This is a genomic window from Geodermatophilus sp. SYSU D00758 (assembly GCF_054049955.1).
Genome location: NZ_JBJGYK010000008.1, coordinates 30,639 through 52,970, shown reverse-complemented (window position 1 = coordinate 52,970; position 22,332 = coordinate 30,639). Strand labels below are relative to the sequence as shown.

At 75.5% G+C, this 22,332-nt stretch carries 22 protein-coding genes; 14 read left to right on the top strand and 8 right to left on the bottom strand.

Going from position 1 to position 22,332, the window contains the following annotated elements; all coding sequences use genetic code 11:
* Position 1 precedes the first annotated feature (1 nt).
* Together ACI8AC_RS07870 and ACI8AC_RS07865 are read right to left on the bottom strand one after the other, a co-directional pair.
* Positions 2-487 carry an SRPBCC family protein gene (locus ACI8AC_RS07870; RefSeq protein WP_456896865.1) on the bottom strand — a complete coding sequence of 162 codons (486 nt, stop codon included), beginning with the start codon at positions 485-487 and terminating at the stop codon, positions 2-4.
* Positions 484-852: an ArsR/SmtB family transcription factor gene (locus ACI8AC_RS07865; protein WP_456896863.1), complete on the bottom strand. Its 369-nt coding sequence runs from the start codon at positions 850-852 to the stop codon at positions 484-486. Before ACI8AC_RS07865 ends, ACI8AC_RS07870 begins: the two co-directional genes overlap by 4 nt.
* Positions 853-993: 141 nt before the next feature.
* Between ACI8AC_RS07865 and ACI8AC_RS07860 the strand changes: the two genes are divergently transcribed.
* The 7 genes from ACI8AC_RS07860 (at position 994) to ACI8AC_RS07830 (ending at position 8,120) form a co-directional block, all read left to right on the top strand.
* Positions 994-1,329: a YbaB/EbfC family nucleoid-associated protein gene (locus tag ACI8AC_RS07860; protein WP_456896861.1), complete on the top strand. Its 336-nt coding sequence runs from the start codon at positions 994-996 to the stop codon at positions 1,327-1,329.
* Between the two features lie 33 nt (positions 1,330-1,362).
* Positions 1,363-1,962 (top strand): recombination mediator RecR, encoded by a 600-nt coding sequence (gene recR / locus ACI8AC_RS07855; protein ID WP_456896859.1) that lies wholly within the window; start codon positions 1,363-1,365, stop codon positions 1,960-1,962.
* Between the two features lie 247 nt (positions 1,963-2,209).
* Positions 2,210-3,886, top strand: a complete 1,677-nt coding sequence (locus tag ACI8AC_RS07850; RefSeq protein WP_456896857.1) for an ABC transporter substrate-binding protein — start codon at positions 2,210-2,212, stop codon at positions 3,884-3,886.
* 88 nt (positions 3,887-3,974) lie between these two features.
* Positions 3,975-4,979, top strand: coding sequence for an ABC transporter permease (locus ACI8AC_RS07845; RefSeq protein WP_456896855.1), 1,005 nt, complete (start codon positions 3,975-3,977; stop codon positions 4,977-4,979).
* Positions 4,976-5,917, top strand: coding sequence for an ABC transporter permease (locus ACI8AC_RS07840; RefSeq protein ID WP_456896853.1), 942 nt, complete (start codon positions 4,976-4,978; stop codon positions 5,915-5,917). Before ACI8AC_RS07845 ends, ACI8AC_RS07840 begins: the two co-directional genes overlap by 4 nt.
* A 5-nt stretch (positions 5,918-5,922) precedes the next feature.
* Positions 5,923-6,993: an ABC transporter ATP-binding protein gene (locus tag ACI8AC_RS07835; protein WP_456896851.1), complete on the top strand. Its 1,071-nt coding sequence runs from the start codon at positions 5,923-5,925 to the stop codon at positions 6,991-6,993.
* A complete protein-coding gene (locus ACI8AC_RS07830; RefSeq protein ID WP_456896849.1) occupies positions 6,990-8,120 on the top strand; it encodes an ABC transporter ATP-binding protein in 1,131 nt (376 codons plus the stop codon). Before ACI8AC_RS07835 ends, ACI8AC_RS07830 begins: the two co-directional genes overlap by 4 nt.
* Positions 8,121-8,232: 112 nt before the next feature.
* Here ACI8AC_RS07830 and ACI8AC_RS07825 read toward each other — a convergent pair whose 3' ends face one another.
* Positions 8,233-8,586, bottom strand: coding sequence for a Rieske (2Fe-2S) protein (locus ACI8AC_RS07825; protein WP_456896847.1), 354 nt, complete (start codon positions 8,584-8,586; stop codon positions 8,233-8,235).
* Positions 8,587-8,691: 105 nt separating this feature from the next.
* Between ACI8AC_RS07825 and ACI8AC_RS07820 the strand changes: the two genes are divergently transcribed.
* Together ACI8AC_RS07820 and ACI8AC_RS07815 are read left to right on the top strand one after the other, a co-directional pair.
* Complete coding sequence (locus ACI8AC_RS07820) at positions 8,692-10,782, top strand: TPM domain-containing protein (protein ID WP_456896845.1); 2,091 nt, start codon at positions 8,692-8,694, stop codon at positions 10,780-10,782.
* A 32-nt stretch (positions 10,783-10,814) separates the two neighbouring features.
* A complete protein-coding gene (locus ACI8AC_RS07815; protein WP_456896843.1) occupies positions 10,815-12,791 on the top strand; it encodes a sensor histidine kinase in 1,977 nt (658 codons plus the stop codon).
* Here ACI8AC_RS07815 and ACI8AC_RS07810 read toward each other — a convergent pair.
* Entirely contained in the window at positions 12,776-13,090 is a 315-nt protein-coding gene (locus ACI8AC_RS07810; protein ID WP_456896841.1) for a hypothetical protein, read from the bottom strand. The genes ACI8AC_RS07815 and ACI8AC_RS07810 overlap by 16 nt on opposite strands.
* Before the next feature lie 156 nt (positions 13,091-13,246).
* Here ACI8AC_RS07810 and ACI8AC_RS07805 point away from each other — a divergent pair, with 156 nt between their 5' ends.
* Complete coding sequence (locus tag ACI8AC_RS07805) at positions 13,247-13,942, top strand: response regulator transcription factor (protein ID WP_456896839.1); 696 nt, start codon at positions 13,247-13,249, stop codon at positions 13,940-13,942.
* Between the two features lie 263 nt (positions 13,943-14,205).
* On the top strand, positions 14,206-14,985 hold the full coding sequence (locus ACI8AC_RS07800) for a VOC family protein (RefSeq protein WP_456896837.1): 780 nt from the start codon (positions 14,206-14,208) through the stop codon (positions 14,983-14,985).
* A gap of 59 nt (positions 14,986-15,044) precedes the next feature.
* On the opposite strand, the gene ACI8AC_RS07795 is transcribed toward ACI8AC_RS07800, so the two are convergent.
* The 4 genes from ACI8AC_RS07795 to ACI8AC_RS07780 all read right to left on the bottom strand — a co-directional run bounded on the left by ACI8AC_RS07795 (position 15,045) and on the right by ACI8AC_RS07780 (position 18,539).
* The gene (locus tag ACI8AC_RS07795; RefSeq protein WP_456896835.1) at positions 15,045-15,467 is read right to left on the bottom strand and encodes a PPOX class F420-dependent oxidoreductase; all 423 of its coding nucleotides are present in this window, start codon (positions 15,465-15,467) and stop codon (positions 15,045-15,047) included.
* A gap of 16 nt (positions 15,468-15,483) precedes the next feature.
* The gene (locus ACI8AC_RS07790) at positions 15,484-16,497 is read right to left on the bottom strand and encodes a pirin family protein (protein WP_456896833.1); all 1,014 of its coding nucleotides are present in this window, start codon (positions 16,495-16,497) and stop codon (positions 15,484-15,486) included.
* A gap of 46 nt (positions 16,498-16,543) precedes the next feature.
* A complete protein-coding gene (locus ACI8AC_RS07785) occupies positions 16,544-17,455 on the bottom strand; it encodes a DUF5996 family protein (RefSeq protein WP_456896831.1) in 912 nt (303 codons plus the stop codon).
* A 70-nt stretch (positions 17,456-17,525) separates the two neighbouring features.
* Positions 17,526-18,539, bottom strand: coding sequence for a pirin family protein (locus tag ACI8AC_RS07780; protein WP_456896829.1), 1,014 nt, complete (start codon positions 18,537-18,539; stop codon positions 17,526-17,528).
* 299 nt (positions 18,540-18,838) lie between these two features.
* On the opposite strand from ACI8AC_RS07780, the gene ACI8AC_RS07775 reads away from it, so the two are divergent.
* Genes ACI8AC_RS07775 through ACI8AC_RS07765 form a run of 3 tightly spaced genes read left to right on the top strand, consistent with a single transcriptional unit; the run spans position 18,839 to position 22,313 of the window.
* Complete coding sequence (locus ACI8AC_RS07775) at positions 18,839-20,452, top strand: circularly permuted type 2 ATP-grasp protein (protein WP_456896827.1); 1,614 nt, start codon at positions 18,839-18,841, stop codon at positions 20,450-20,452.
* Positions 20,446-21,396 carry an alpha-E domain-containing protein gene (locus ACI8AC_RS07770; protein WP_456896825.1) on the top strand — a complete coding sequence of 317 codons (951 nt, stop codon included), beginning with the start codon at positions 20,446-20,448 and terminating at the stop codon, positions 21,394-21,396. The genes ACI8AC_RS07775 and ACI8AC_RS07770 overlap by 7 nt, the downstream gene beginning before the upstream one ends.
* Positions 21,393-22,313: a transglutaminase family protein gene (locus tag ACI8AC_RS07765; protein ID WP_456896823.1), complete on the top strand. Its 921-nt coding sequence runs from the start codon at positions 21,393-21,395 to the stop codon at positions 22,311-22,313. Before ACI8AC_RS07770 ends, ACI8AC_RS07765 begins: the two co-directional genes overlap by 4 nt.
* Positions 22,314-22,332: the final 19 nt, after the last annotated feature.

Below are 22,332 nucleotides of genomic sequence, written 5' to 3'. Positions count from 1 at the left end.
GTCAGCCCTGCGCGAGCACCTCGTCGAGCCGCTCGTAGCCCTCGCGGATCCCGACCTCCATGCCGCTGGCCACCATCGCGTCGCGGTCGGCGAAGGAGTCGACGAGCGAGGTCGTGGTCAGGCGGGTGCGCCCGCCGCCGAGGTCCTCCAGCACCAGCTTCTCCAGGGCGACGCCGTCGGGCATGCCCTCGAAGGTGAAGGTCTGCACGATCAGCTCGTCGTGGCGGACCTCGTGGAAGCTGCCGCGGAAGGCGTACTCCTCGCCGTCGCTGCTGTGCAGGTACCGGTAGGAGCCACCGGTGCGGCAGTCGTAGTGGTCGATGCGCATCTCCAGGCCGCGCGGGCCGAGCCAGCGGACGAGCAGGTCGGGGTCGGTGTGCGCCCGGAAGACCTTGGCCGGCGGGGCGTCGAACTCGCGGGTGATGCGGACCAGCGGGACCTCGCGGTCGACCTCGATCTGCGTCTCGTGGTGGCGGGTGGCGGTCATGGTGCTCCTCCTCCGGTGGGGGGTTCCTGGGTGGGTGGGACGTCGTCCGGCAGGGACGCCAGGACGTCGTCCAGCCGGCGGTAGCGCTCCTCGGCCTGCCGGCGGTAGCGCTCGATCCAGGCGGTCATGAGGTCGAGGACCTCCGCCTCGAGGTGGACCGGGCGGCGCTGGGCGTCGCGACTGCGGCTGACCAGGCCGGCGTCCTCGAGCACCCGCAGGTGCTTGGAGACGGCCTGGACGCTCACGTCGTAGGGCTCGGCGAGCTCGCCGACGGTCGCGTCGGCCACCGCGAGCCGGGCGACCATGTCGCGCCGGGTGGGATCGGCCAGGGCCGCGAAGACCCGGGACAGCGGATCGGCGGCCATCGGGTGAGGCCTCCTCTCGTCAACCACTTGGTTGAAGAAGAGGGTGCACCCGGCGCCCAGCCTTGTCAACCGCCCGGTTGAAAAAGGGGTGGACGGCCCGGCCTCCCGGCGGGTGTCGGACCGGCGGCCTACCCTCGGGGCATGTTCCCCGGCGGCCAGCCCGACATGTCGAAGCTGCTCGAGCAGGCGCAGCAGATGCAGCAGCAGCTGGCTGCCGCACAGGAGCAACTGGCGCAGGAGGAGGTCACCGGCTCGGCCGGCGGCAACCTGGTCACGGTCACGATGACCGGCCAGGGCGAGGTCACCGCGGTCACCATCTCGCCCGAGGTGGTCGACCCGTCCGACGTCGAGACCCTGCAGGACCTCGTGGTCGCCGCCTTCCGCGACGCCTCGCGCCAGGCCAACGAGCTCACCGCCAGCCGCATGGGCCCCCTCGCGGGCGGCCTCGGCGGTGGCATGGGGCTGCCCGGCCTCTAGGCCGCGGCAGCCCCCGTCTACGAGAGGGACACCGTGTACGAGGGGGCCGTCCAGGACCTCATCGACGAGCTCGGCCGGCTGCCCGGTGTCGGGCCGAAGAGCGCCCAGCGCATCGCCTTCCACCTGCTGGCGGCCGAGTCCGCCGACGTCGGGCGGCTGGTGGCGGCGTTGCAGCGGGTGCAGGCGGAGGTCCGCTTCTGCAGCACCTGCTACAACGTCGCCGAGGGCGAGCAGTGCCGCATCTGCCGCGACCCGCGGCGGGCCGACGACGTCATCTGCGTCGTCGAGGAACCCAAGGACGTCGTCGCCATCGAGCGCACCCGCGAGTTCCGCGGCCGCTACCACGTGCTCGGCGGGGCGATCAGCCCCATCGAGGGCGTCGGCCCCGACGACCTGCGGGTCAAGGAGCTCATGACCCGGCTGATGAGCGGCGCGGTCACCGAGCTGATCATCGCGACCGACCCGAACCTCGAGGGCGAGGCGACCGCGGCCTACCTGGCCCGGCTCGTCGCCCCGCTCGGCCTGGCGGTCTCCCGGCTGGCCAGCGGGCTGCCCGTCGGCGGCGACCTCGAGTACGCCGACGAGGTCACCCTGGGCCGGGCCTTCGAGGGCCGCCGCCGCATCGACGCCTGAGCGGACCACCCCGCCGAGCGGAGTGCCAGGGGCGCGTCTCCCGCGCCGTCGCACTCCGTCCAGCCGCGCGCAGGTCACAGGATGGTGTCGATCGCGGACGGCGGTTCCCGGGGATCGCACGAGGACGCCTAGGGTTCCCTGGTCCGTGGAGGTCTCGCGCCTCGCGGCCCACTCATCGGGAACTCATCCGGCCCAGGAGGCCGAGAAGGCAGGTCTTTCCGCGATGCAGCGACGACCTCAGCGAGCGATGGCCGCGACCGCGGCCGCTCTCACCGCGGCCACCCTGGCTGCCTGCGCGTCCGAACGCGACTCCGGCGGCGGCGAGGGCGGCGAGGGCCAGTCCGGCGGCACCCTGGTGTTCGGTGCCGCCGGCGACCCGGCCATGTTCGACCCGGCCTTCGCCAGCGACGGCGAGACCTTCCGCATCGCCCGCCAGATCCACGAGGGTCTGCTCGGCAACGAGCTCGGCGGCACGGAGCCGGTGCCCGAGCTGGCCGAGGACTGGGAGGTCAGCGAGGACGGCCTGGAGTACACCTTCTCGCTGCGCGAGGGGGTGAAGTTCCACGACGGGACGGACTTCAACGCCGAGGCGGTCTGCTTCAACTTCGACCGCTGGTACAACTTCGACGGCCTGGCCCAGAGCCCGAGCGCCTCGTACTACTACCAGGCGGTCTTCGGCGGGTTCGCCAGCACGCCGGACGTCCCGAACATCTACGAGAGCTGCGAGGCGACCGACGAGAACACCGCCGTCATCCGGCTGACCCAGGTCACCTCGAAGTTCCCGGCCGCCCTGGCGCTGCCGGCGTTCTCCATCCAGAGCCCGACGGCGCTGCAGGAGTACGACGCCGACAACCTCTCGGGAAGCGAGGACGCGCTCAGCTACTCCGAGTACGCCCTGAACCACCCGACCGGCACCGGCCCCTTCCGCTTCGAGAGCTGGGACCGCGGCAACGGCGAGGTCACCATCGTCCGCAACGAGGACTACTGGGGCGAGCCGGCGCTGCTCGACGAGATCATCTTCCGGACGATCCCCGACGGGAACACCCGCCGGCAGGAGCTGCAGGCCGGGTCGATCGACGGCTACGACTTCGTCTCGCCGGCCGACTACCAGACCCTGGAGGACGACGGCTTCCAGGTCCTGGTCCGCGACCCCTTCAACATCCTCTACCTGGGCTTCAACGGCGGGAACGTGCCGGGCACCCAGGCCAACCCCGCGCTGCAGGACCCGCGGGTCCGGCAGGCCATCGCGCACGCCATCGACCGCGAGACGATCGTGAACTCGCTGCTGCCCGAGGGCGCCGAGGCGGCCACCCAGTTCATGCCGCCGACCGTCGACGGCTGGGCCGAGGACGTCACGACCTACGAGTACGACCCCGACCGCGCCCGCCAGCTGCTGCAGGAGGCCGGCGCCGAGGGGACGACGCTGCGGTTCTACTACCCGACCGAGGTCAGCCGGCCGTACCTGCCGGACCCCGCCGCGATGTTCCAGGTGATCAGCCAGAACCTGACCGACGCCGGGTTCACCATCGAGCCGGTCGCCCTGCCGTGGAACCCGGACTACCTCAACGCCGTCCAGGCGGGCCAGGCGGACATCCACCTGCTCGGGTGGACCGGTGACTACAACGACGCCTACAACTTCATCGGCACGTTCTTCGCCGAGGCGGCGAACAACCAGGCGTCGGCGGAGTTCGGGGCGTTCAGCGCGCCGGAGATCTTCCAGGCGCTGGCCCGGGCCGACTCCGAGCCCGACGCCGAGGACCGGACCGACCTGTACCAGGAGGCGAACCGCTTGATCATGGATTACCTGCCCGGTGTCCCGATCTCGCACTCGCCGCCGGCGCTCGTCGTGGCCGAGAACGTCCAGGGCCTCGAGCCGAGCCCGCTGACCGCCGAGGTCTTCTCGACGGTGTCGCTGGCCGACTGACCCGCGCAGTCGGCCGCGCCGGGGCAGGAGCACACTTGCCCCGGCGCGGCCGGTCCGTGCCCGGCCCCGGAGAGGTGACCCGAGCGTCGTGCTCCGCTTCGTCGTCCGGCGGCTCCTGCAGCTGATCCCGATCCTGCTGGGGCTGTCGGTCCTGCTCTTCGCCTGGCTGCGGGCGCTCCCGGGCGGGCCGGCCCAGGCCGCCCTCGGCGAGCGGGCCACGCCGGAGGCGATCGCCCGCTACAACGAGCTGTTCGGCCTCGACCAGCCGCTCTACGTGCAGTACCTGCGGTTCCTCGGCCGCGCCGTGCAGCTGGACTTCGGCAACTCCACCCGCACCGGCCGCCCCGTCACCGAGGAGTTCCTCGAGCGGATGCCCGGGACCATCGAGCTGACCCTGTTCGCGATGGTCTTCGCGATCGGCGTCGGCATCCCGCTCGGCTACCTCGCCGCCCGCCGGCACGGCAGCTGGATCGACTCGACGTCGGTCATCGGCTCGCTGCTCGGTGTGGCCATCCCGGTCTTCTTCCTGGCCTACCTGCTGCGCCTGGTGTTCGCCGTCGAGCTGGGCTGGCTGCCCGGCTCGGGGCGCCAGGAGGTGCGCATCGACGCCACCCGGGTCACCAACTTCTACGTGCTCGACGGGGTGCTGACCGGCGAGTGGGACGCCGCGTGGGACGCCTTCACCCACCTCGTCCTGCCCGGCATCGCGCTGGGCACCATCCCGCTGGCGATCATCGTCCGGATCACCCGCGCGTCGGTGCTCGACGTGGTGAACGAGGACTACGTGCGGACGGCGAACGCCAAGGGGCTGTCGACCGACACCGTGCGCCGCCGGCACATCCTGCGCAACGCCCTGCTGCCGGTGTCGACCACGATCGGTCTGCAGACCGGCCTCCTGCTGTCCGGGGCGGTGCTCACCGAGACGGTGTTCGCCTTCGGCGGGGTCGGCTCGGCCATCTACGAGGCGATCTTCGGCCGGGACTTCGCCCTGCTGCAGGGCTTCGTCCTGCTGCTGGCGATCATGTACGTGCTGGTGAACCTGCTGGTCGACATCTCCTACGGCCTGCTCGACCCGAGGGTGAGGGTGAGTTGACCGCGATCGGCGACGTGCGGCGGCGGCGCATCGACGAGCTCGCCGCCCGGGCCGGGCAGGTGCCCGAGGGCGAGGGCGGTCTCTCGCTCACCAGGAGCGCCTTCCGCCGGCTGCGACGCAACCCGGTGGCGATCACCGGCGCGGTGATCGTCGTGGTGTTCCTGGTGGTCGCCGCCTTCGCGCCCTGGCTGGCGCCGCGCGACCCGCTGGCGCAGACCCTGCTGTCGGAGATCCGGCCCGGGTACATCCCCGGCAGCCGGGAGGGCTTCCCGCTCGGCGTGGACAACCTCGGCCGCGACGTGCTCTCGCGGCTGATCGTGGGCTCGCGCCAGTCGCTCCTCATCGGGGTGGTCTCCACCCTGCTCGGCGCCGTCGTCGGCATGGCCATCGGCGTGCTGGCCGGCGCCTTCGGCGGCTGGGTGGACACCGTCGTCATGCGGTTCGTCGACATCCTGCTGTCCATCCCGAGCCTGCTGATGGCCATCAGCATCTCGGTGCTGCTGGGCCAGAACCAGTACTCGCTGATGATCGCGATCGCGGTGACCCAGGTGCCCGTCTTCGCCCGGCTGCTGCGCGGGTCGATGCTCGCGCAGCGCAACAGCGACTACGCGCTGGCCGCCCGGGCGCTCGGCGTCAAGCGCGGGCGGATCGTCTTCGGGCACGTGCTGCCCAACTCGCTGTCCCCGGTGATCGTCCAGGCGACGCTGTCCCTGGCGACGGCGATCATCGAGGCTGCGGCGCTGTCCTTCCTCGGCCTCGGCGACCCCGACCTCGGCCGGCCGGAGTGGGGCGCGATGCTGGCCAACGCGCAGCAGTTCCTCGGCGTCCGGCCGGAGCTGGCCATCTACCCGGCGCTGTGCATCATCGTGGTCGCGCTCGGCTTCACGCTCCTGGGCGAGTCGCTGCGGGAGGCCCTCGACCCCAAGTTCCGGAGGTAGTCGCGGTGTCCATCGAGGCGCTCCCGGCCGAGGACGCCGCCCGCGCCGACGGCCCGGTCCTCCAGGTCGACGACCTCAGCGTCACCTTCACCCGCCGCGGGGAGGCGCCGACCCGCGCGGTCGACGGCGTGAGCTTCGCGGTGGACGCGGGGGAGACCGTCGGCCTGGTGGGCGAGTCCGGCTGCGGCAAGTCGGTCACGTCCCTGGCCGTCATGGGGCTGCTGCCCCGCCGCGGGGTCCGCGTCGGCGGCTCGGTGCGCTTCGGCGGCATCGAGCTGGTCGGCGCCCCCGACCGGACGCTGCGCGACCTGCGCGGTGCGGACATGGCGATGGTGTTCCAGGACCCGCTGTCCTCGCTCAACCCGGTGGTGCCCATCGGCACCCAGGTCACCGAGGTGCTGCTCGAGCACCGGGACCTGTCCCGCGGGGAGGCGGCCGACGAGGCGACCCGCCTGCTCGACCGCGTCGGCATCCCCGACCCCGGCCGCCGGCTCAAGGAGTACCCCCACCAGCTCTCCGGCGGCATGCGGCAGCGGGCGCTGATCGCGATGGCGCTGGCCTGCTCACCGCGGTTGCTCATCGCCGACGAGCCGACGACGGCCCTCGACGTGACCATCCAGGCGCAGATCCTGGAGCTGCTGCGCGAGCTCGTCGTCGACACCGGGACGGCGCTGGTGATGATCACCCACGACCTCGGCGTCGTGGCGGGTCTCTGCGACCGGGTCCACGTCATGTACGCCGGGAGGATCATCGAGTCCGCCGACCGGCACGACCTGTTCGCCCGCCCGCGGCACCCCTACACCGGCGGGCTGCTCGCCTCGGTCCCCCGGCTGGACGGCGCGCGCGGTGCACCGCTCACCCCCATCCGCGGCTCGGCCCGGGACACGATCCCGTGGGCCGAGGGCTGCGCGTTCGCCCCCCGCTGCGACCACGCCCAGGACGACTGCTTGACCGAGGTGGCCGGCAGCACCGTGCCGCTCGAGCCGGACGGCCCGGGCCGCGAGCTGCGCTGCCGCCACCCCCTCCGGCGCCCGCCGTCCGCGGCCGGCGCCACCGCGTCCGGAGCCGCCCGATGACCGCCGCCGAGCCCCTGCTCCGGGTCGAGGGCCTGCAGGTCCACTTCCCCATCAAGCGGGGCGTGTTCGTCGACCGCACCGTCGGCCACGTCCGTGCGGTCGACGGCGTCGACCTGGCGATCGACCGCGGCACCACCTACGGCCTGGTGGGGGAGTCCGGCTGCGGGAAGTCCACCCTCGGTCGCGCTGTCCTCCGGCTGGTGGAGCCCACCGCCGGGCAGGTGGTGTTCGACGGCACGGACGTCGCGTCGCTGTCGGGTGAGCCGCTGCGGGCCATGCGGCGGCGGATGCAGATGGTCTTCCAGGACCCGCTCGGCAGCCTGGACCCGCGGCAGAACGTCGAGTCGCTGCTCTCCGAGCCGCTGCGCGCCCACGGCCTGGGCGGCGGCAAGGAGGGGATCGCGACGAAGATCCGCGGCCTGCTCGACGCCGTCGGCCTGCCGTCGGCCGCGCTGCGCCGCTACCCGCACGAGTTCTCCGGCGGCCAGCGCCAGCGCATCGGCATCGCGCGGGCCATCTCCCTGGAGCCCGACCTGCTCATCGCCGACGAGCCGGTGTCCGCGCTCGACGTCAGCGTGCAGGCGCAGGTGGTCAACCTGCTGGAGGAGCTCCAGCAGCAGCTGGACCTGACCTACCTGGTCATCGCGCACGACCTCGCGGTGGTCCGGCACATCAGCGACGTCGTCGGCGTCATGTACCTCGGGTCGCTGGTGGAGCAGGCGCCGTCCGACGCCCTCTACGACGAGCCGCTGCACCCCTACACCCGGTCGCTCATGAGCGCGGTGCCGGTGCCCGACCCGGTGGTCGAGGAGCGGCGCGAGCGGATCCTGCTCGCGGGGGACCTGCCGTCGCCGGCGAACCCCCCGAGCGGCTGCCGGTTCCACACCCGCTGCCCCTGGCGGCAGGAGACCCGCTGCGACACGGAGGCGCCGCCGCTGCGGGAGCTGGCGCCGGGGCGCTGGGTGAGCTGCCACTGGGCCGAGGACATCCGGGACGGCGTGCTGCACCCGAAGTCCCCCGAGGAGGTCGCGGCGACCCAGGGCGTGTCGGTACGCGCGAGCGGTGCGGAGAACCCGGAGACCGACGCCCTCGTCCAGGGCGTGGACAGCCCCATCGAGCGCCGCTGAAAGAAGGACCCCCTCCTCCCCACCCCTCGCTCCGCTCGGGGCGGTGCCCTGGAGGAGGCCGCCCTCCTCCCCACCGCTCGGGGCGGTGCCCTGGAGAGGCCGCCCTCCTCGGTCACCCCTCCACGACGACGGTGTCCCCGCGGCGCGCGGCGCGGCGCACCCGCAACCGCAGGACCCGGGCGTAGGCCCGCACGAACTGCGTGTAGCCGGGTGTCGGCCCGTGCCAGCCCAGGAACCCGCGCGGGCCCTGCACCATCCGCCCGGAGCGCACGTCGTAGCGCGCCTGGTGCCACGGGCAGACCAGGCAGCCGTCGGCGTCCACGCTGCCGCCGGCGAGGTCGGCCAGCTGGTGGCGGCAGCGGCGGGAGACGGCGAAGTACTCCCCGTCGCGGTTGCCGACCGCCCACTCGCCGGCGCGGCGCACCGCGCCCGGCGGCAGCTCGGCGGCAGGGATCTGCTCGGGCACGGGTCCTCCTGGGGTCCGGGGTGGGGTCCCGGAGCCCTACCCACGACCCGGCGGCCGGACCCGTCGCGCTGGGTAGGGTCGCGCCAGCCCGACACAGGAGGTCCCGTGCGCCGGCCGTCCGCCGTCCCCACCCCGCCGGTCACCCTGCCGGCCGCCCTGCTGGCCGCCCTGCTGGCCGGGGTGCTGCTGAGCGGCTGGCTCGCGCTGGCCGCCGGGCCGGCGCTCGCCGAGCCGCCCTTCGACGTCCCCGGCGAGGTGACCGACCGGGCCGGCGTCCTGTCCGGGGCCGAGACCGCCGAGGTCGAGGACGCCCTGGCCGGGCTGCGCTCGGAGGACGGCCTGCAGCTGTTCGTCGTCTACGTCGACTCCTTCGACGGCCAGGACGGCGTCGCCTGGGCGAACGCCACGGCCGAGGCCTCCGGCCTGGGCGTGGACGACGTGCTGCTCGCGGTCGCCGTCGACGACCGGCGCTACGGGGTCTCGGTGGACCAGGACGCGCCGGTGTCGGACGCCGAACTGCAGCAGCTGCTGCGCGAGGACGTCGAGCCGGCGCTGGCCGAGGACGACTGGGCCGGCGCGGCGACGGCCCTGGCCGGGGGGCTCTCCGGCGGCGGGGACGGCGGTGGCGGCGGCCTGGGCACCCTCGCGGTCGTCGGCGGCATCGCCGTGGTGGCCGGGGGCGCCTACGCGGTCAGCCGGGCCCGCCGCCGGCGCGCGGCCGCACCTCGCACCCCGGCCGGGCCGCCCGACCCGCACGCCGGCGTCCCGACCGAGCAGCTGGAGGCGCGGGCCAGCACCGCCCTGCTGGAGCTCGACGAGGCGGTGAAGACCTCGCAGCTCGACCTGGACTTCGCCCGGCTGCAGTACGGGCAGGACGCCGTGGCCGGCTTCGGGGAGGCGCTGGCGGCCTCGCAGGAGGAGCTGGGCCGGGCCTTCGCCCTGCGCCAGCAGCTCGACGACGAGGTGGCGGAGGACGAGCCGACCCGCCGCCGGATGCTGGCCGAGGTGCTGGCGCTCACCGCCGCGGCCGACGCCCGGCTCGACGAGCAGGCCGAGGCGTTCGACCGGCTGCGCGACCTCGAGCGGACCGCACCGGAGGCCCTGGCCGCCCTGCGTGCGCGGATCACCGCCCTGCACGGCCGGCTGCCCGTCGACGAGGAACGCACGGCCGCGCTGCAGCGGCGCTACGCCCCGACCGCGCTGGAGCCGGTCGCCGACAACCTGACCGAGGCCCGCGCCCGGCTGGCCGCCGCCGAGCAGGAGGCCGCCGAGGCCGACGCGGCCATCGCGGCCGGGCAGCCCGGCCAGGCGGTGGGGGACCTGCGCGCGGCCGAGGACGCCGTCGTCCAGACCGCCACCCTGCTCGACGCCGTGGCCCGGCTGGCGACCGACCTGGAAGCCGCGGCCGGCCGGGTCGCCGCCGTCCGCACGGAGGTCGAGGAGGACCTCGCCGAGGCCCGGGCCCTGCTCGCCGCCCGCGCCGACCCGGGGCTGTCCGCGCGGGTCGCCCGGGCCGAGGCGGCGCTGGCCGCGTCGGGGACCGCGCTGCACCCTGACGGCGGCGCGCTGCCCGACCCGTCGGCCGCCCTGCGCCGGGTCGAGGAGGCCGTCGCCGCGCTGGACGAGGCCCTGGGCGCGGCCCGGGACGCCGAGGCGCGCGCCCGCCGCGCGGCCGCGGCGCTCGACCAGGCGCTGCTGTCGGCGCGCTCGGGGATCGCCGCGGCCGGGGACTTCATCGCCACCCGGCGGGGAGCGGTCGGCGCGGAGGCCCGCACCCGGCTGGCCGAGGCGCAGCGGCACCTCGACGTCGCGACCGCCCGGGCGGGCACCGACCCGGAGGGCGCCCTGCGGGAGGCGCAGCTGGCCGGCTCGCTGGCGCACCAGGCGCTGCAGCGGGCGCAGTCCGACGTCCGCGGCTGGGGCGGCGGGTACGGCGGGGGCGGGTACGGCCCGGTGCCCGGCGGGTTCGCCGGCGGCCGCGGCGGCGTGGACCTCGGCAGCCTCGTCCTCGGCGGGATCCTCTTCGGCGGGGGCGGCGGCGGGTACGGGGGGTCCCGCGGCGGCGGGTTCGGCGGGGGTGGCGGGCGGCGGTCGGGTGGCCTCGGCGGCGGGTTCGGCGGGGCTGGCGGGCGGCGGTCGGGCAGCTTCGGCGGCTCCGGCAGCCGTGGACGGCGGGGCGCCGGCGGGCGCTTCTGACCGCGTCCGGACCGGTGCGGCAGGGGGAGGGCGTGGGACGGCCGGTGGTGCTGACGGCGGCGTACGCGGTCGCGTTCGCCGCCGCCGTCCTGCTCGGCCGGGCCACCCGGCTCGAGGGCACCGACCTCGCGCTCGTGTGGCCGGCCGCCGGCGTGGCCTTCCTGTGGCTCTCCGGCACGTGGCGGCGCCGGTGGCTGCGGGTGGACCTCGCCGTCCTGTTCGGGGTCGCCGCCGCGCTGACCGCGCTGACCGGCGCCCCGGCCGGCCTCGCCGCGGCGCTCGGCGCGGCCGCCGTGGTGCAGGCCGTGGTCGGTGTCGCGGTCTGGGCCCGGCTGGCCGGTCCCGCGCGCGAGCTGCGCACCCGCCGCCAGCTGATCGGTCTGCTCGGGGGCGCGTTCGCCGGCGCCGCCGCGAGCGCCCTCGTGGGCCCCCCTGCGGTGCTGCTGGACGCCACCGGGGACGCCCCGGCCGTGGTCGCCATCTGGGTGCTGCGCAACGCGGGGGGCGTGGTGGTGGTGGCGACCGTGGGCCTCCGGGTGCTCGGCCACCGCCCGGGCGATCCCGCCGGCCGGGTGCCCCGGCTCCCGGAGTCCGTCGCCCTCGGTGCGGTCACCGCCGCCGTGGTCGTGCTGGTCTTCGGTCCCGGCCAGGACCGGCCGGTGACCTACGCGCTCCTCCCGGTCGCGGTGTGGGCGGCGCTGCGCCTCCCCACGGCCGTGGCCACGGGGTGGGTCCTGGCCGTCACGACGGCGGTGCTGCTGCTCACCCTGGCCGGGGACGGGCCGTTCGCCGTCGTGCCGCCCCAGGACGGCGCCGTCCTGGCGCAGGGCTTCCTGCTCGTGCTGGCCGTGCTCGTCCTCCTCCTCGCCCTGGGCCGCGACGACCGGGACCGGCTGGTCGACGAGCTGCGGGTCGCCGGGCGGCGGGCCGAGGACCAGCGGATGGTGCTCGACGCGGTCCTCGACCGGCTGCCGGAGGGGGTCGTGCTGGTCGACCGGACCGGGCGCACCGTCGTCCGGAACCCGGCGGCGGCGGAGTTCTTCCCGGGCGAGTCCGAGTCGGTCGACCCGGTGCGCTGGCTGCAGGAGGTCGCGCCGCGCACCCCGGACGGCCGGCCGGTCGCGCTGCGCGAGATGCCCATGGTCCGGGCCGTCGGGGGCGAGGAGGTCGGCCCGGTCGACCTGCACACCGGCCTCGGCGGCCGCGAGCGGGTGTTCGCGGTGACCGCCCGCCCGCTGACCACCCTGGAGGGCGAGCTCGGGGCGCTGGCGGTCTACACCGACGTCACCGAGGAGCGGATGCGGCAGGCCGAGCTCACCTCGTTCGCCGGGGTGGTCGCCCACGACCTGCTCAACCCCCTGGCCGCGCTCGACGGCTGGCTGCGGGTGCTGGGGGACGCCGGCGGCGCGGCCGGCCCCGGTGCGGCCGAGGCGCTGGCCCACTCGCGGGCCGTGGCCGGGCGCATGCGCGACCTGGTCACCGGGCTGCTGGCCTACAGCACGGCCCGCGACGCGGCACTCGACCCCGTCGACGTCCCCCTCGAGCACGTGGTCGACGACGTCCTGGCCGACCACCTGGTGGACCGCGGCGACGGGCCCGAGCCGGAGTTCGACGTCGGCGACCTGCCGGTGGCGCACGTCGACCCGGTCCTCGCCCGGCAGCTGCTGGCCAACCTCGTGGGCAACGCGGTCAAGTTCGCCCGGCCGGGGGAGCCGGCGCGGGTGCACGTGCACGGCGGGACCGGGCCCGCGCCCGGCCGGGTGTGGCTCGAGGTCCGGGACGAGGGCGTCGGCATCCCCGAGGGCCGGCACGAGGAGGTCTTCGGCGAGTTCGTCCGCGCCCGGCCCGCCGGCGGGGGACCACCGGGGACGGGCCTGGGGCTGGCCATCTGCCGCCGCATCGCCCGCCGGCACGGCGGGGACGTGACCGCGGCCCCCGCGCCCGGCGGGGGGACGACGGTGCGCGTGGTCCTGCCCGCGGGGCGGACGGGTGCTCAGCCCGCGGGCTGACCCGCCCCTCGCGGGCGGGGCGGCGCGACCGCGCCGGCCCCCGGGTCGCTCCGACCGGCCTCCGGGTCGCCGAGCAGGACGACGGAGGCCCGCATGCCGTGCGACCGCGCCTCGGCCAGCTCGGCCGACAGCCGGTGCCCGCTCGCCGGCGCCGGGGGGCGGCACACGAACAGCAGGTCGGCGTCGTCGTCGATCGCGGCGGCCAGGCCCCCCGCCAGGGACCCGGAGACGGTGACCGCGTAGCCGCGCAGGCGCAGACCGTCGGCGAACGACCGGCTCCAGGGGGACGCGTCCTCCACCAGCACCGCGCGCCCGGCCGGACCGGCTCCGCGAGGCCGTCGACCGGGGTCCGTCGTCCGCACCGGGATGCGCATGGGACGACCCTGTCGCGCTGCACCTGAATTCCTCCTGAACGCGGCGCGAACGGCCGCGCCCGCGTGGGGCAGCATGGGGGGATGCCGGGGGGGACGGTGCTCGTCGTCGAGGACGAGGCGGAGGTCCGGACGCTGCTGCGCCGGGGCCTGGAGGCCGAGGGCTTCACGGTGGTCACCGCCGCCGACGGCCGCGGCGCGCTGGCCGTCCTCGACCAGCGGGCCGCGGAGGTGGACGCCGTCGTCCTCGACGTCGGCCTCGGTGACAGCGACGGCCTGGAGGTCTGCCAGGCGATCCGGTCCCGCGGGATCGGCACCCCGGTGCTCTTCCTCACCTCGCACAGCCGGCTCCCCGACGTGCTGGCCGGGTTCGCCGCCGGCGCCGACGACCACATCGCCAAGCCCTTCGCCCTCGACGAGGTCGTGGTGCGGCTGCGCGCGGTGCTGCGCCGGGCCGGGGGGAGCGCCCCGTCCGCGGGGGCCGACGGGCTGCACCTGGACCCGCACCGGCGGGTGCTGGCGGGGCCCGGCGGCGACCGGACCGTCACCCCCATCGAGTTCCGGCTGCTCGCCGCGCTGCTGGGCGCCGCGGGTGCCGTGGTCCCGCGCCGGGACCTGGTGACCGCCGGGTGGCCGGCCGGCGGGGTGGTGCACGACAACACCCTCGACCAGTACCTCTCCCGGCTGCGGCGGAAGGTGGCCACGACCAGCGAGGGGGCGGTCGAGCTGCGCACGGTGCACGGGGTCGGCTACCGGGCGGTCGTCAGCGGCGAGGGCTGACCGCCGGGTCCCCGGCCGTACGGAGGTGCTCAGGTCGCGTTCAGGTCGCCCGGCGCAGAGTGGTGCACGACCGGTACCGGCCGCCTGCCCCGTGCGCGGCCGGTGCCGGTCCGCCACCCCCGGTGCCCTCGCGCAGTGCCGGCACGACAGCCGGTGACCGGCGCGCCGGGCGCCCGATCCCGCCCTCTCCGACCGGGCCGGACGGCGCCGGGAACCGTCGGCCCCCGGTGGGACGGTCCCCTCCCCGACACCGAGGAGGAGACATGCCCACCCGTGACACCGCGTGGCCGGCCGGGACCCCGTGCTGGGTCGACTACGGCACGTCCGACGTCGACGGCGCCCGCGACTTCTACGCCGCCCTGCTGGGCTGGGAGTACACCGGCGGGGAGGCCGAGTACGGCGGCTACCTCAACGCCACCCGCGACGGTCGGCCGGCGGCGGGCCTGGGCCCGCTGATGGACCCGACCGCGTCCCCGAGCTGGACGACGTACTTCGCCACCGACGACGCCGCGGCCACCGCCGCCCGCATCCGCGAGGCCGGCGGCACGGTCGTCGTGGAGCCGATGGAGGTCGGGCCGATGGGGACGATGGTCGTGGCGGCCGACCCCCAGGGCAACGCCTTCGGCCTGTGGCAGTCCGGCGAGCACACCGGCGTCCGGGTCTACAACGAGCCCGGCGGGCTGGCCTGGAACGAGCTGATGGTCGACGACCCCGCCGCCGCTCGCCGGTTCTACGGCGAGGTGTTCGGCTTCGCCTTCGACGAGCTGCCCCCCGAGCAGGGCGGCGAGGAGGGCATGGACTACACCACCTTCGCCACCGGGGGCAACCCGCTCGGCGGCCTCGGTGGGGCGCAACCGGGCGTGCCCAAGGGCTGGCTGACCTGCTTCGCGGTCGCCGACACCGACCAGGCCGTCGCCACGGTCGAGGCCCGCGGCGGCAAGGTCACCACCCCGGCGACGGACACCCCGTTCGGGCGCTTCGCGGTCGTCGAGGACCCGTGGGGCGCGCCCTTCACGGTCATGGGCCCGAACGCGGGCGGCTGAGACCTGGTCCGGGCCGGCGCGGACGCAGGCGCGCCGGCCCGGCCGGGAGCAGGAGCCGGCTAACCCAGCTGCCCGTAGGCGTGCTCCGGCCGGAGCCGGACGACGAGCCGCCGGTCGGCGACCATCGCCGCCCGGTACTCCTCCCAGTCCTCGTGCTCGCCGGAGATGCCGCGGTAGTAGGCGACGAGCTCCTCCGCGGTGGCGTCGTGCGGGTCGGCGGCGACCGGCGTGAGCTCGGCGGTGCCCTCCACCGCCACCCACGACCAGAAGTCGGCCGAGGAGACGTGCAGCGTCACCCGCGGGTCGCGCTCGAGGTTGCGGGTCTTGGCGCGGTCGGCGGTCACCGACACCCGCACCAGCCCCTGCTCCCGGTCGAGGGCGTACCCGACGTTGGACAGCTGCGGCCGCCCGTCCCGCTTCACCGTGGCCAGCACGGCCCAGCGGTGCTCGGCCAGGAAGCCCATCGCGCGATCGAGGTCCATCAGCGTCCCCTGTCCATCAGCGTTCCCTCCCGCGGGCCTTGAGCGGTACCGGGGGCAGCGGGGGCGCCGCCAGCCGCTCGTCCGAGCCCGGGACCTCGCCGAACCGCGCGTCCCGGGCGTTCCACTGCTCGGCGTACCCGGCGACCTCGTCACCGGTGCGGCCGACGAAGTTCCACCACATCACGATCCGCTCGTCGAACGGCTCCCCGCCGAGCAGCAGCAGCCGGGCCGGGGCCCCGGCGCGCAGCCGCACCGCGCGCCGGCCGGTACCCAGGTAGAGCATCGCGCCGCGCCCGACCGCCGCCCCCGCGACCTCCGCCGCGCCCGTCGCGGCGAGCACCGCGTACTCGAAGTCGGGCTCCAGCGGGAGCTCGACGTCGGCGCCCGCGGCGAGGACGAGGTCCGCGCCGACCAGCGGGGTGTGCGCCGTCCCCGGTGAGGTGGCGCCACCGAGCGAGCCCATGATCACCGTGGCGCCCAATCCGTCGGAGTCGAACCCCGGCAGGCCGGTGTGGTGCTCGAAGGCCGGGGCGGTCTCCCGGGTGGCCTCGGGGAGGGCGACCCACAGCTGGGCCCCGTGCAGCATCCGCGGGTGCGGGACCGGGGAGTGCTCGGAGTGGGCGATGCCGTGCCCGGCGGTCATCAGCGCCAGCTCGCCGGGCCGCACCACGACGTCGCTGCCGAGCGAGTCCCGGTGGTGGACCTCGCCCTCCAGCAGCCACGAGACCGTCTGCAGCCCGGTGTGCGGGTGCGGAGGCACCTGCATGCCGGGGGCCGTCGCGACGTCGTCCGGGCCGTAGTGGTCGACGAACGCCCAGGCGCCGACCAGCCGGCGGCCCAGCGTCGGCAGCAGCCGGCGGACCCGGGTGCTCTTCCCGAGCATCAGCTCCTTGCCCGGCAGCAGGTCCAGCGCCGGGCCGGGCGCGGTCCCGGCCCGGCCGCCCAGCTCGCGCGCGGCCGTGGCCCCGTCCAGGGGCCCGCCCTGAGCGTGCGAAGGGCGGGGGGGACGGGGTCCTTCACGGTTGCTCATCGGGTGCCCTCCTCGGACGGGGTGCGACGGGCTCCGGCCGGGCGGCTCAGCCGGGCTCGGGCGCGGTCGGGCAGCGCAGCGCGGCGAGGTCCCAGCCGGCCCGGCGCGCGCCGGCTGCGTAGGCGCTCTCCAGGAAGTCGAGCACGGCGGCCCGCGGGTCGGGTGCGGTGCGCACGGCCGCGTAGGGCAGCAGCGCGAGGTGCCCGCCCCGGTTCTCCACCCAGCGGGCCGCCTCCGGCCGCAGCGGCTCGTCGGTCAGCCCCGGCGGCTCGGGAGCGGCGTAGGAGTAGAAGGCCGGCTCCGGCACCCGGTCGTCGCCGAACCAGAACCCGGCGCTGATCACCTCGTGCGAGTAGGCCTCCCGGGTGACCGGGTCGACCTCGTCGGGCTGCTCGACCCGGCGGTCGGAGAACCGGGTGACCGCCAGGTCGAACGTGTGCCAGAAGTGGTGCACCGGGCTGGTCTTGGCGTAGCTGCGCCCGGCGAACTCCTCGAGCACCTGGGCGACCTGGCCGAGGACGACCCAGTAGCGGGTGACCATCCCCCGGTCGTAGGAGGCGTGGTGCTCGTCCTCGGCGAAGGGGGTCGCGTCGGCCAGGTCGAAGGGCACCGGCCGGTCCACGGTCGCCGGCAGCCCGAGGTCGGCCAGGGTGGCCAGCAGCCGGCGGTGGAAGGCGGCCACGCTCAGGCCGGGCAGCGGGAAGGAGGTGCGCCGCCCGTCGGCGACGGTGACCTCCAGCCGGTGGTCGACCAGGTCCAGGTCGATGCAGAAGACCGGGTCCAGGCCCATCGGCCGGGTGGTCAGCCCGCGCCCGGTCAGGTGGAACGGCACGTGCCACCAGTGGTTGCGGCGCGGGGCGTGGGCCAGCCGCAGCTTGCCGACGACCTGCAGGAAGCGGTGCAGCGTCTCCTTGGTGTCGGCCCAGTCCTCGAGCGGGATCGGTGGGAAGACGGCCACGGTGCGCTCCTCGGTCGGTGCATCACAGGATGCCGGTCCCGGCGGCGGGCCGCCGCCGGGACCGGAGAGGTCACTGCCCGCTCTCGCCGCGGACGGCGGCGTGCGGGACGGCGAGGCGGGTGGCGGCGGCAGAGCGCTGGGCCGGGATGCTCCCGAGCCGGCCGGCGCGGAAGTCCTCGAAGGCCTCGACGACCTCCTGCCGCGTGTTCATCACGAACGGGCCGTACATGGCGATCGGCTCGCGGATCGGCCGCCCGCCGAGGACGACGACGTCCAGGGCCGGGGTCCGCGACTCCTGGTGCACGGCGCCGCGGACGGTCACGGTGTCGCCGGGGCCCAGGACGGCCAGCTGCCCGGTGCGCACGGGGGCGCCGTCGATGCCGACCGAGCCGGCGCCGGAGAGCACGTAGACCAGGGCGTTGAAGTCCGGCCGCCACGGCAGGTCGAGCGTCGCGCCGGGGGAGACGGTGGCGTGCACCATCGCCATCGGGGTGCAGGTGGAGCCGGGACCGGTGTGCCCGCCGACCTCGCCGGCGATCACCCGCAGCAGGGCGCCGGCGTCCTGGCTGGCCAGCAGCACCGACTCCCGCGCGCGGAGGTCCTGGTAGCGCGGCTCGACCCACTTCTGCGCCCGCGGCAGGTTCACCCACAGCTGCAGCCCGTGGAACAGCCCGCCTCTGACCACCAGGTGCTCCGGCGGCCGCTCGATGTGCAGGACGCCGCCGCCGGCGGTCATCCACTGGGTGTCGCCGTTGCTGATCGTCCCGCCGCCGCCGTGCGAGTCGGCGTGCTCGAAGGTGCCGTCGATGATGTAGGTGACGGTCTCGAAACCGCGGTGCGGGTGCCACGAGGTGCCCTTGGGCTCGCCGGGGGCGTACTCGACCTCGCCCATCTGGTCCATGTGGATGAACGGGTCGAGCTCGCGCAGGTCGACGCCGGCGAAGGCACGGCGGACCGGGAAGCCCTCCCCCTCGAACCCGGAGGGTGCGGTGGACACCGAGCGGGTCCGGCGGCGCACCGTCCCGGGCGCGGGCATCGGGACGCGGGGCAGGGCGGTGGTGTCCTCGACGGTCACGGCGGGCATGCCGGCCTCCTTGATTGAGGGCTCAACTAGATGTGACTGTAGCGCCGGACGGCCCGGTTGTCTTCCCGCCGTCCGGACCCGCCGCCCTCCCCGGTGTCGGCCCCCGGGTGTCGGCCCCCGGTGATCATGGGCGTCCGGACGGTCGACGCGCCCGGGTCGGCGTGTCGACGTGCAGGATCCCCATGATCACGGCAGCGGGGGCGGCAGCGGGGCAGGGGCGGGGCGGCTCCCCGGGGCCCCCGGCGCGGCGCCGGCGTGCGGAAACGCGCCGGACACGCGGTCGAACTAGGTTCGGGCCCATGGCGGACCTCTTCGACGGCTACCCCCTCGGGGAGCAGTGGGACGAGATGTTCGGGGAGGTCGGCCGGCCGCGGCCCGCCTACACGGGGCTGCACACCTCGCTGCAGCCGATGGCCGGGGAGGAGCTCTCCGCGCGCGCCGACCTGCTCTCGCAGACCTACCGGGACGCCGGGGTCACCTTCGCCCACGCCGGCGAGGAGCAGCCCTTCCCGCTCGACATCGTCCCGCGGGTGATCGGCGCGCAGGAGTGGTCGCTGATCGAGCGCGGCGTGGCCCAGCGGGTGCTCGCCCTCGAGGCGTTCCTGGCCGACGTGTACGGGGCGGGGGAGGTGTTCGCCGACGGGCTCGTGCCGCGCAGCGTGGTCACCACCAGCGCGCACTTCCACCGGCAGGCGCACGGCCTGGTCCCGCCCAACGGGGTGCGGGTGCACGTCGCCGGCATCGACCTGGTGCGCGACGAGGCCGGGGACTTCCGGGTGCTCGAGGACAACCTGCGCTCGCCGTCGGGGGTCAGCTACGTCATCACCAACCGGGCGGCGATGAGCCAGGTCCTCCCGGAGCTGTTCGCCGACCACCGCATCCAGCCGGTCGCCGACTACCCGACCCGCCTGCTGGCCGCGCTCAAGGCCTCCGCGCCGGCCAACGTCCCCGACCCGACGGTCGTCGTCCTGACCCCCGGCGTCTACAACTCCGCCTACTTCGAGCACGCGCTGCTGGCCCGGCAGATGGGCGTGGAGCTGGTCGAGGGCCGCGACCTGGTGTGCGCCGGCAACCAGGTGAGCATGCGGACGACGGACGGCCAGCGCCGCGTCGACGTCGTCTACCGCCGCATCGACGACGACTTCCTCGACCCGGTGCACTTCCGGCCCGACTCGGTGATCGGCTGCGCCGGCCTGCTCAACGCCGCCCGCGCCGGCCGGGTGACGATCGCCAACGCGGTGGGCAACGGCGTCGCCGACGACAAGCTGCTCTACACCTGGGTGCCCGACCTGGTCCGCTACTACCTGGCCGAGGAGCCGCTGCTGGGGAACGCCGAGACCCACCGGCTCGACGAGCCCGACGTCGTCGGGTGGGTGCTCGACTCCCTCGACCGGCTGGTGCTCAAGCCGGTGGACGGCTCCGGCGGCAAGGGCATCGTCATCGGCCCGCGGGCCGACGAGCGCACGCTGGAGGAGCTGGCCGCCAAGGTCCGGGCGCGGCCGCGGGACTGGATCGCGCAGAAGCCGATCGGGCTGTCCACCTGCCCCACGCTGGTCGGCGGGCGGATCGCCCCCCGGCACGTCGACCTGCGCCCCTTCGCGGTCAACGACGGCGACCGGGTGTGGGTGCTGCCGGGTGGGCTGACCCGGGTGGCGCTGCCGGAGGGGGAGCTGGTGGTCAACTCCAGCCAGGGTGGCGGGTCCAAGGACACCTGGGTGCTCAGCCCGCCCCGGCCCGCGGCCGAGCCCGAGGAGGCCCCCGACCTCACCCGCATCGAGTTCAGCCCCGCCGACCTGGCCGAGGACCCGACCGCCCCCGACCCGGGCCCGGCCGGCGAGCTCCTCGTGGACCAGTCCCAGCAACAGCAGCAAGGGCTGGCAGCCCCCGGCGCACGTGGGGAGGGTCGGTGCTGAGCCGCATCGCCGAGTCGCTGTTCTGGATCGGCCGCTACGTGGAGCGGGCCGACGACACCGCCCGCATCCTCGACGTGCACACCCAGCGGCTGGTCGAGGACCCCTGGATCGACGAGCGCAGCGCCTGCGCCAACCTGCTGGCCCTCATGGGCTCGCCGGTGCCGGAGACGGAGGCCGACACGGAGCGGGTGCTGGCCACCCTGGCCTTCGAGCGGGCCAGCGCCAGCTCGATCGTCGGCGCGCTCTCGGCAGCCCGGGAGAACGCCCGCGGCGCCCGCGAGGTGCTCTCGGCGGAGATCTGGGAGTCGCTCAACGTCACCCACAACGCCCTGCCGCAGCAGCGCACCATGGCCCGCCGGTACGGCCCGCACTCGCTGTTCCGGTTCGTCCGCGAGCGCTCGGCGATGGTGTTCGGCCTGGCCGACTCCACCATGAGCCGGGACGAGAGCTGGCTGTTCCTCGTCCTGGGCCGGTCGCTGGAGCGGGTCGACATGACCGCGCGGATCATCTCCACCCGCGTGCTCGGCGGGGACGCGGCGCCGTCCTGGACCCTCGTGCTGCGCTCCACCGGCGCCTACGAGCCCTACCTGCGCACCTACCGCGGCGTGGTGGACTCCAGCCGCGCCGCGGAGTTCCTGCTGCTGGACCGGCTGTTCCCCCGCTCGGTGTTCGCCGCCCTCGCGCAGGCCGAGGGGTGCCTGGCCGAGCTCGAGCGCTCCCCGGTGCGCGACGCGACCCGGGTCGGGGTGGCCGGCGAGGCGCACCGCATCGTCGGCCGGGCCCGCACGATGCTGGAGTTCATGGCCACCCCCGACCTGCTCGCGCAGCTGCCGGCCCGCCTCGAGGAGCTGCAGCGCACCTGCTCGCTGGCCAGCGGCGCGGTCACCAACCGGTTCTTCACCGAGCAGGCGCCCCAGGTCTGGGTGCCGGAGGGGGTCGCGTGAGGCAGTCGCAGACGCAGGGGCAGGCCCAGCCGTGGCCGGGCCACGGGGAGCGCCGCGGCCCGCGCCCGCCCGGGGACCGCTGGCGGCTGCAGGTCGTGCACCGCACCCGGTTCCGCTACGGCGGGCCGGTGCGCTCGTCGTACAACGAGGCGCGGCTGACCCCGGAGAGCAGCGCCCGGCAGACCACGCTCCGCTCCCGGGTGGAGATCGAGCCGGCGGCGACCGCGTTCGCCTACCGCGACTACTGGGGCTCGACGGTGACCGCCTTCGACCTGCACACCCCCCACACCGAGCTGGTCGTCACCGGCACCTCGATCGTGGAGGCCGGGTCCGACCCCGAGGAGCACGAGCACGTCGGGTGGGACGAGCTGCGGGCGCCGGCGGTCCGCGACCGGTTCGGCGAGCTGCTCGCCCCGACCCCGCTGACCCGGATGGACGACGAGGTGGTGGACGAGCTCCGGGCCGCGACCGGGGACGCACCACCGCACGAGGCCGGCACGGCGGTCTGCCGGTACGTCCGGGAGCACATCGGCTACCTCTCCGGTGCCACCAGCGTGAAGACCAACGCCATGCAGGCCTGGGCCGCCGGCAAGGGCGTCTGCCAGGACATCTCGCACGTCACGGTCGGCCTGCTGCGCGCCCTCGGCGTGCCCGCCCGCTACGTCTCGGGGTACCTGCACCCCAGGCGGGAGGCCGGGGTCGGGCACACGGTCACCGGCGAGAGCCACGCCTGGGTGGAGTGGTGGGACGGCGGCTGGTGCGGCTTCGACCCGACCAACGCGGCGGAGATCGGGCCCCGGCACGTCACCCTCGGCCGGGGCCGCGACTACTCCGACGTCCCCCCGTTCAAGGGCATCTTCTCCGGGCCGGGCAGCGAGGGGCACACCGTGACCGTGGAGGTCACGCGGCTGGCCTGAGGGAGGACGCGCCTGCCCC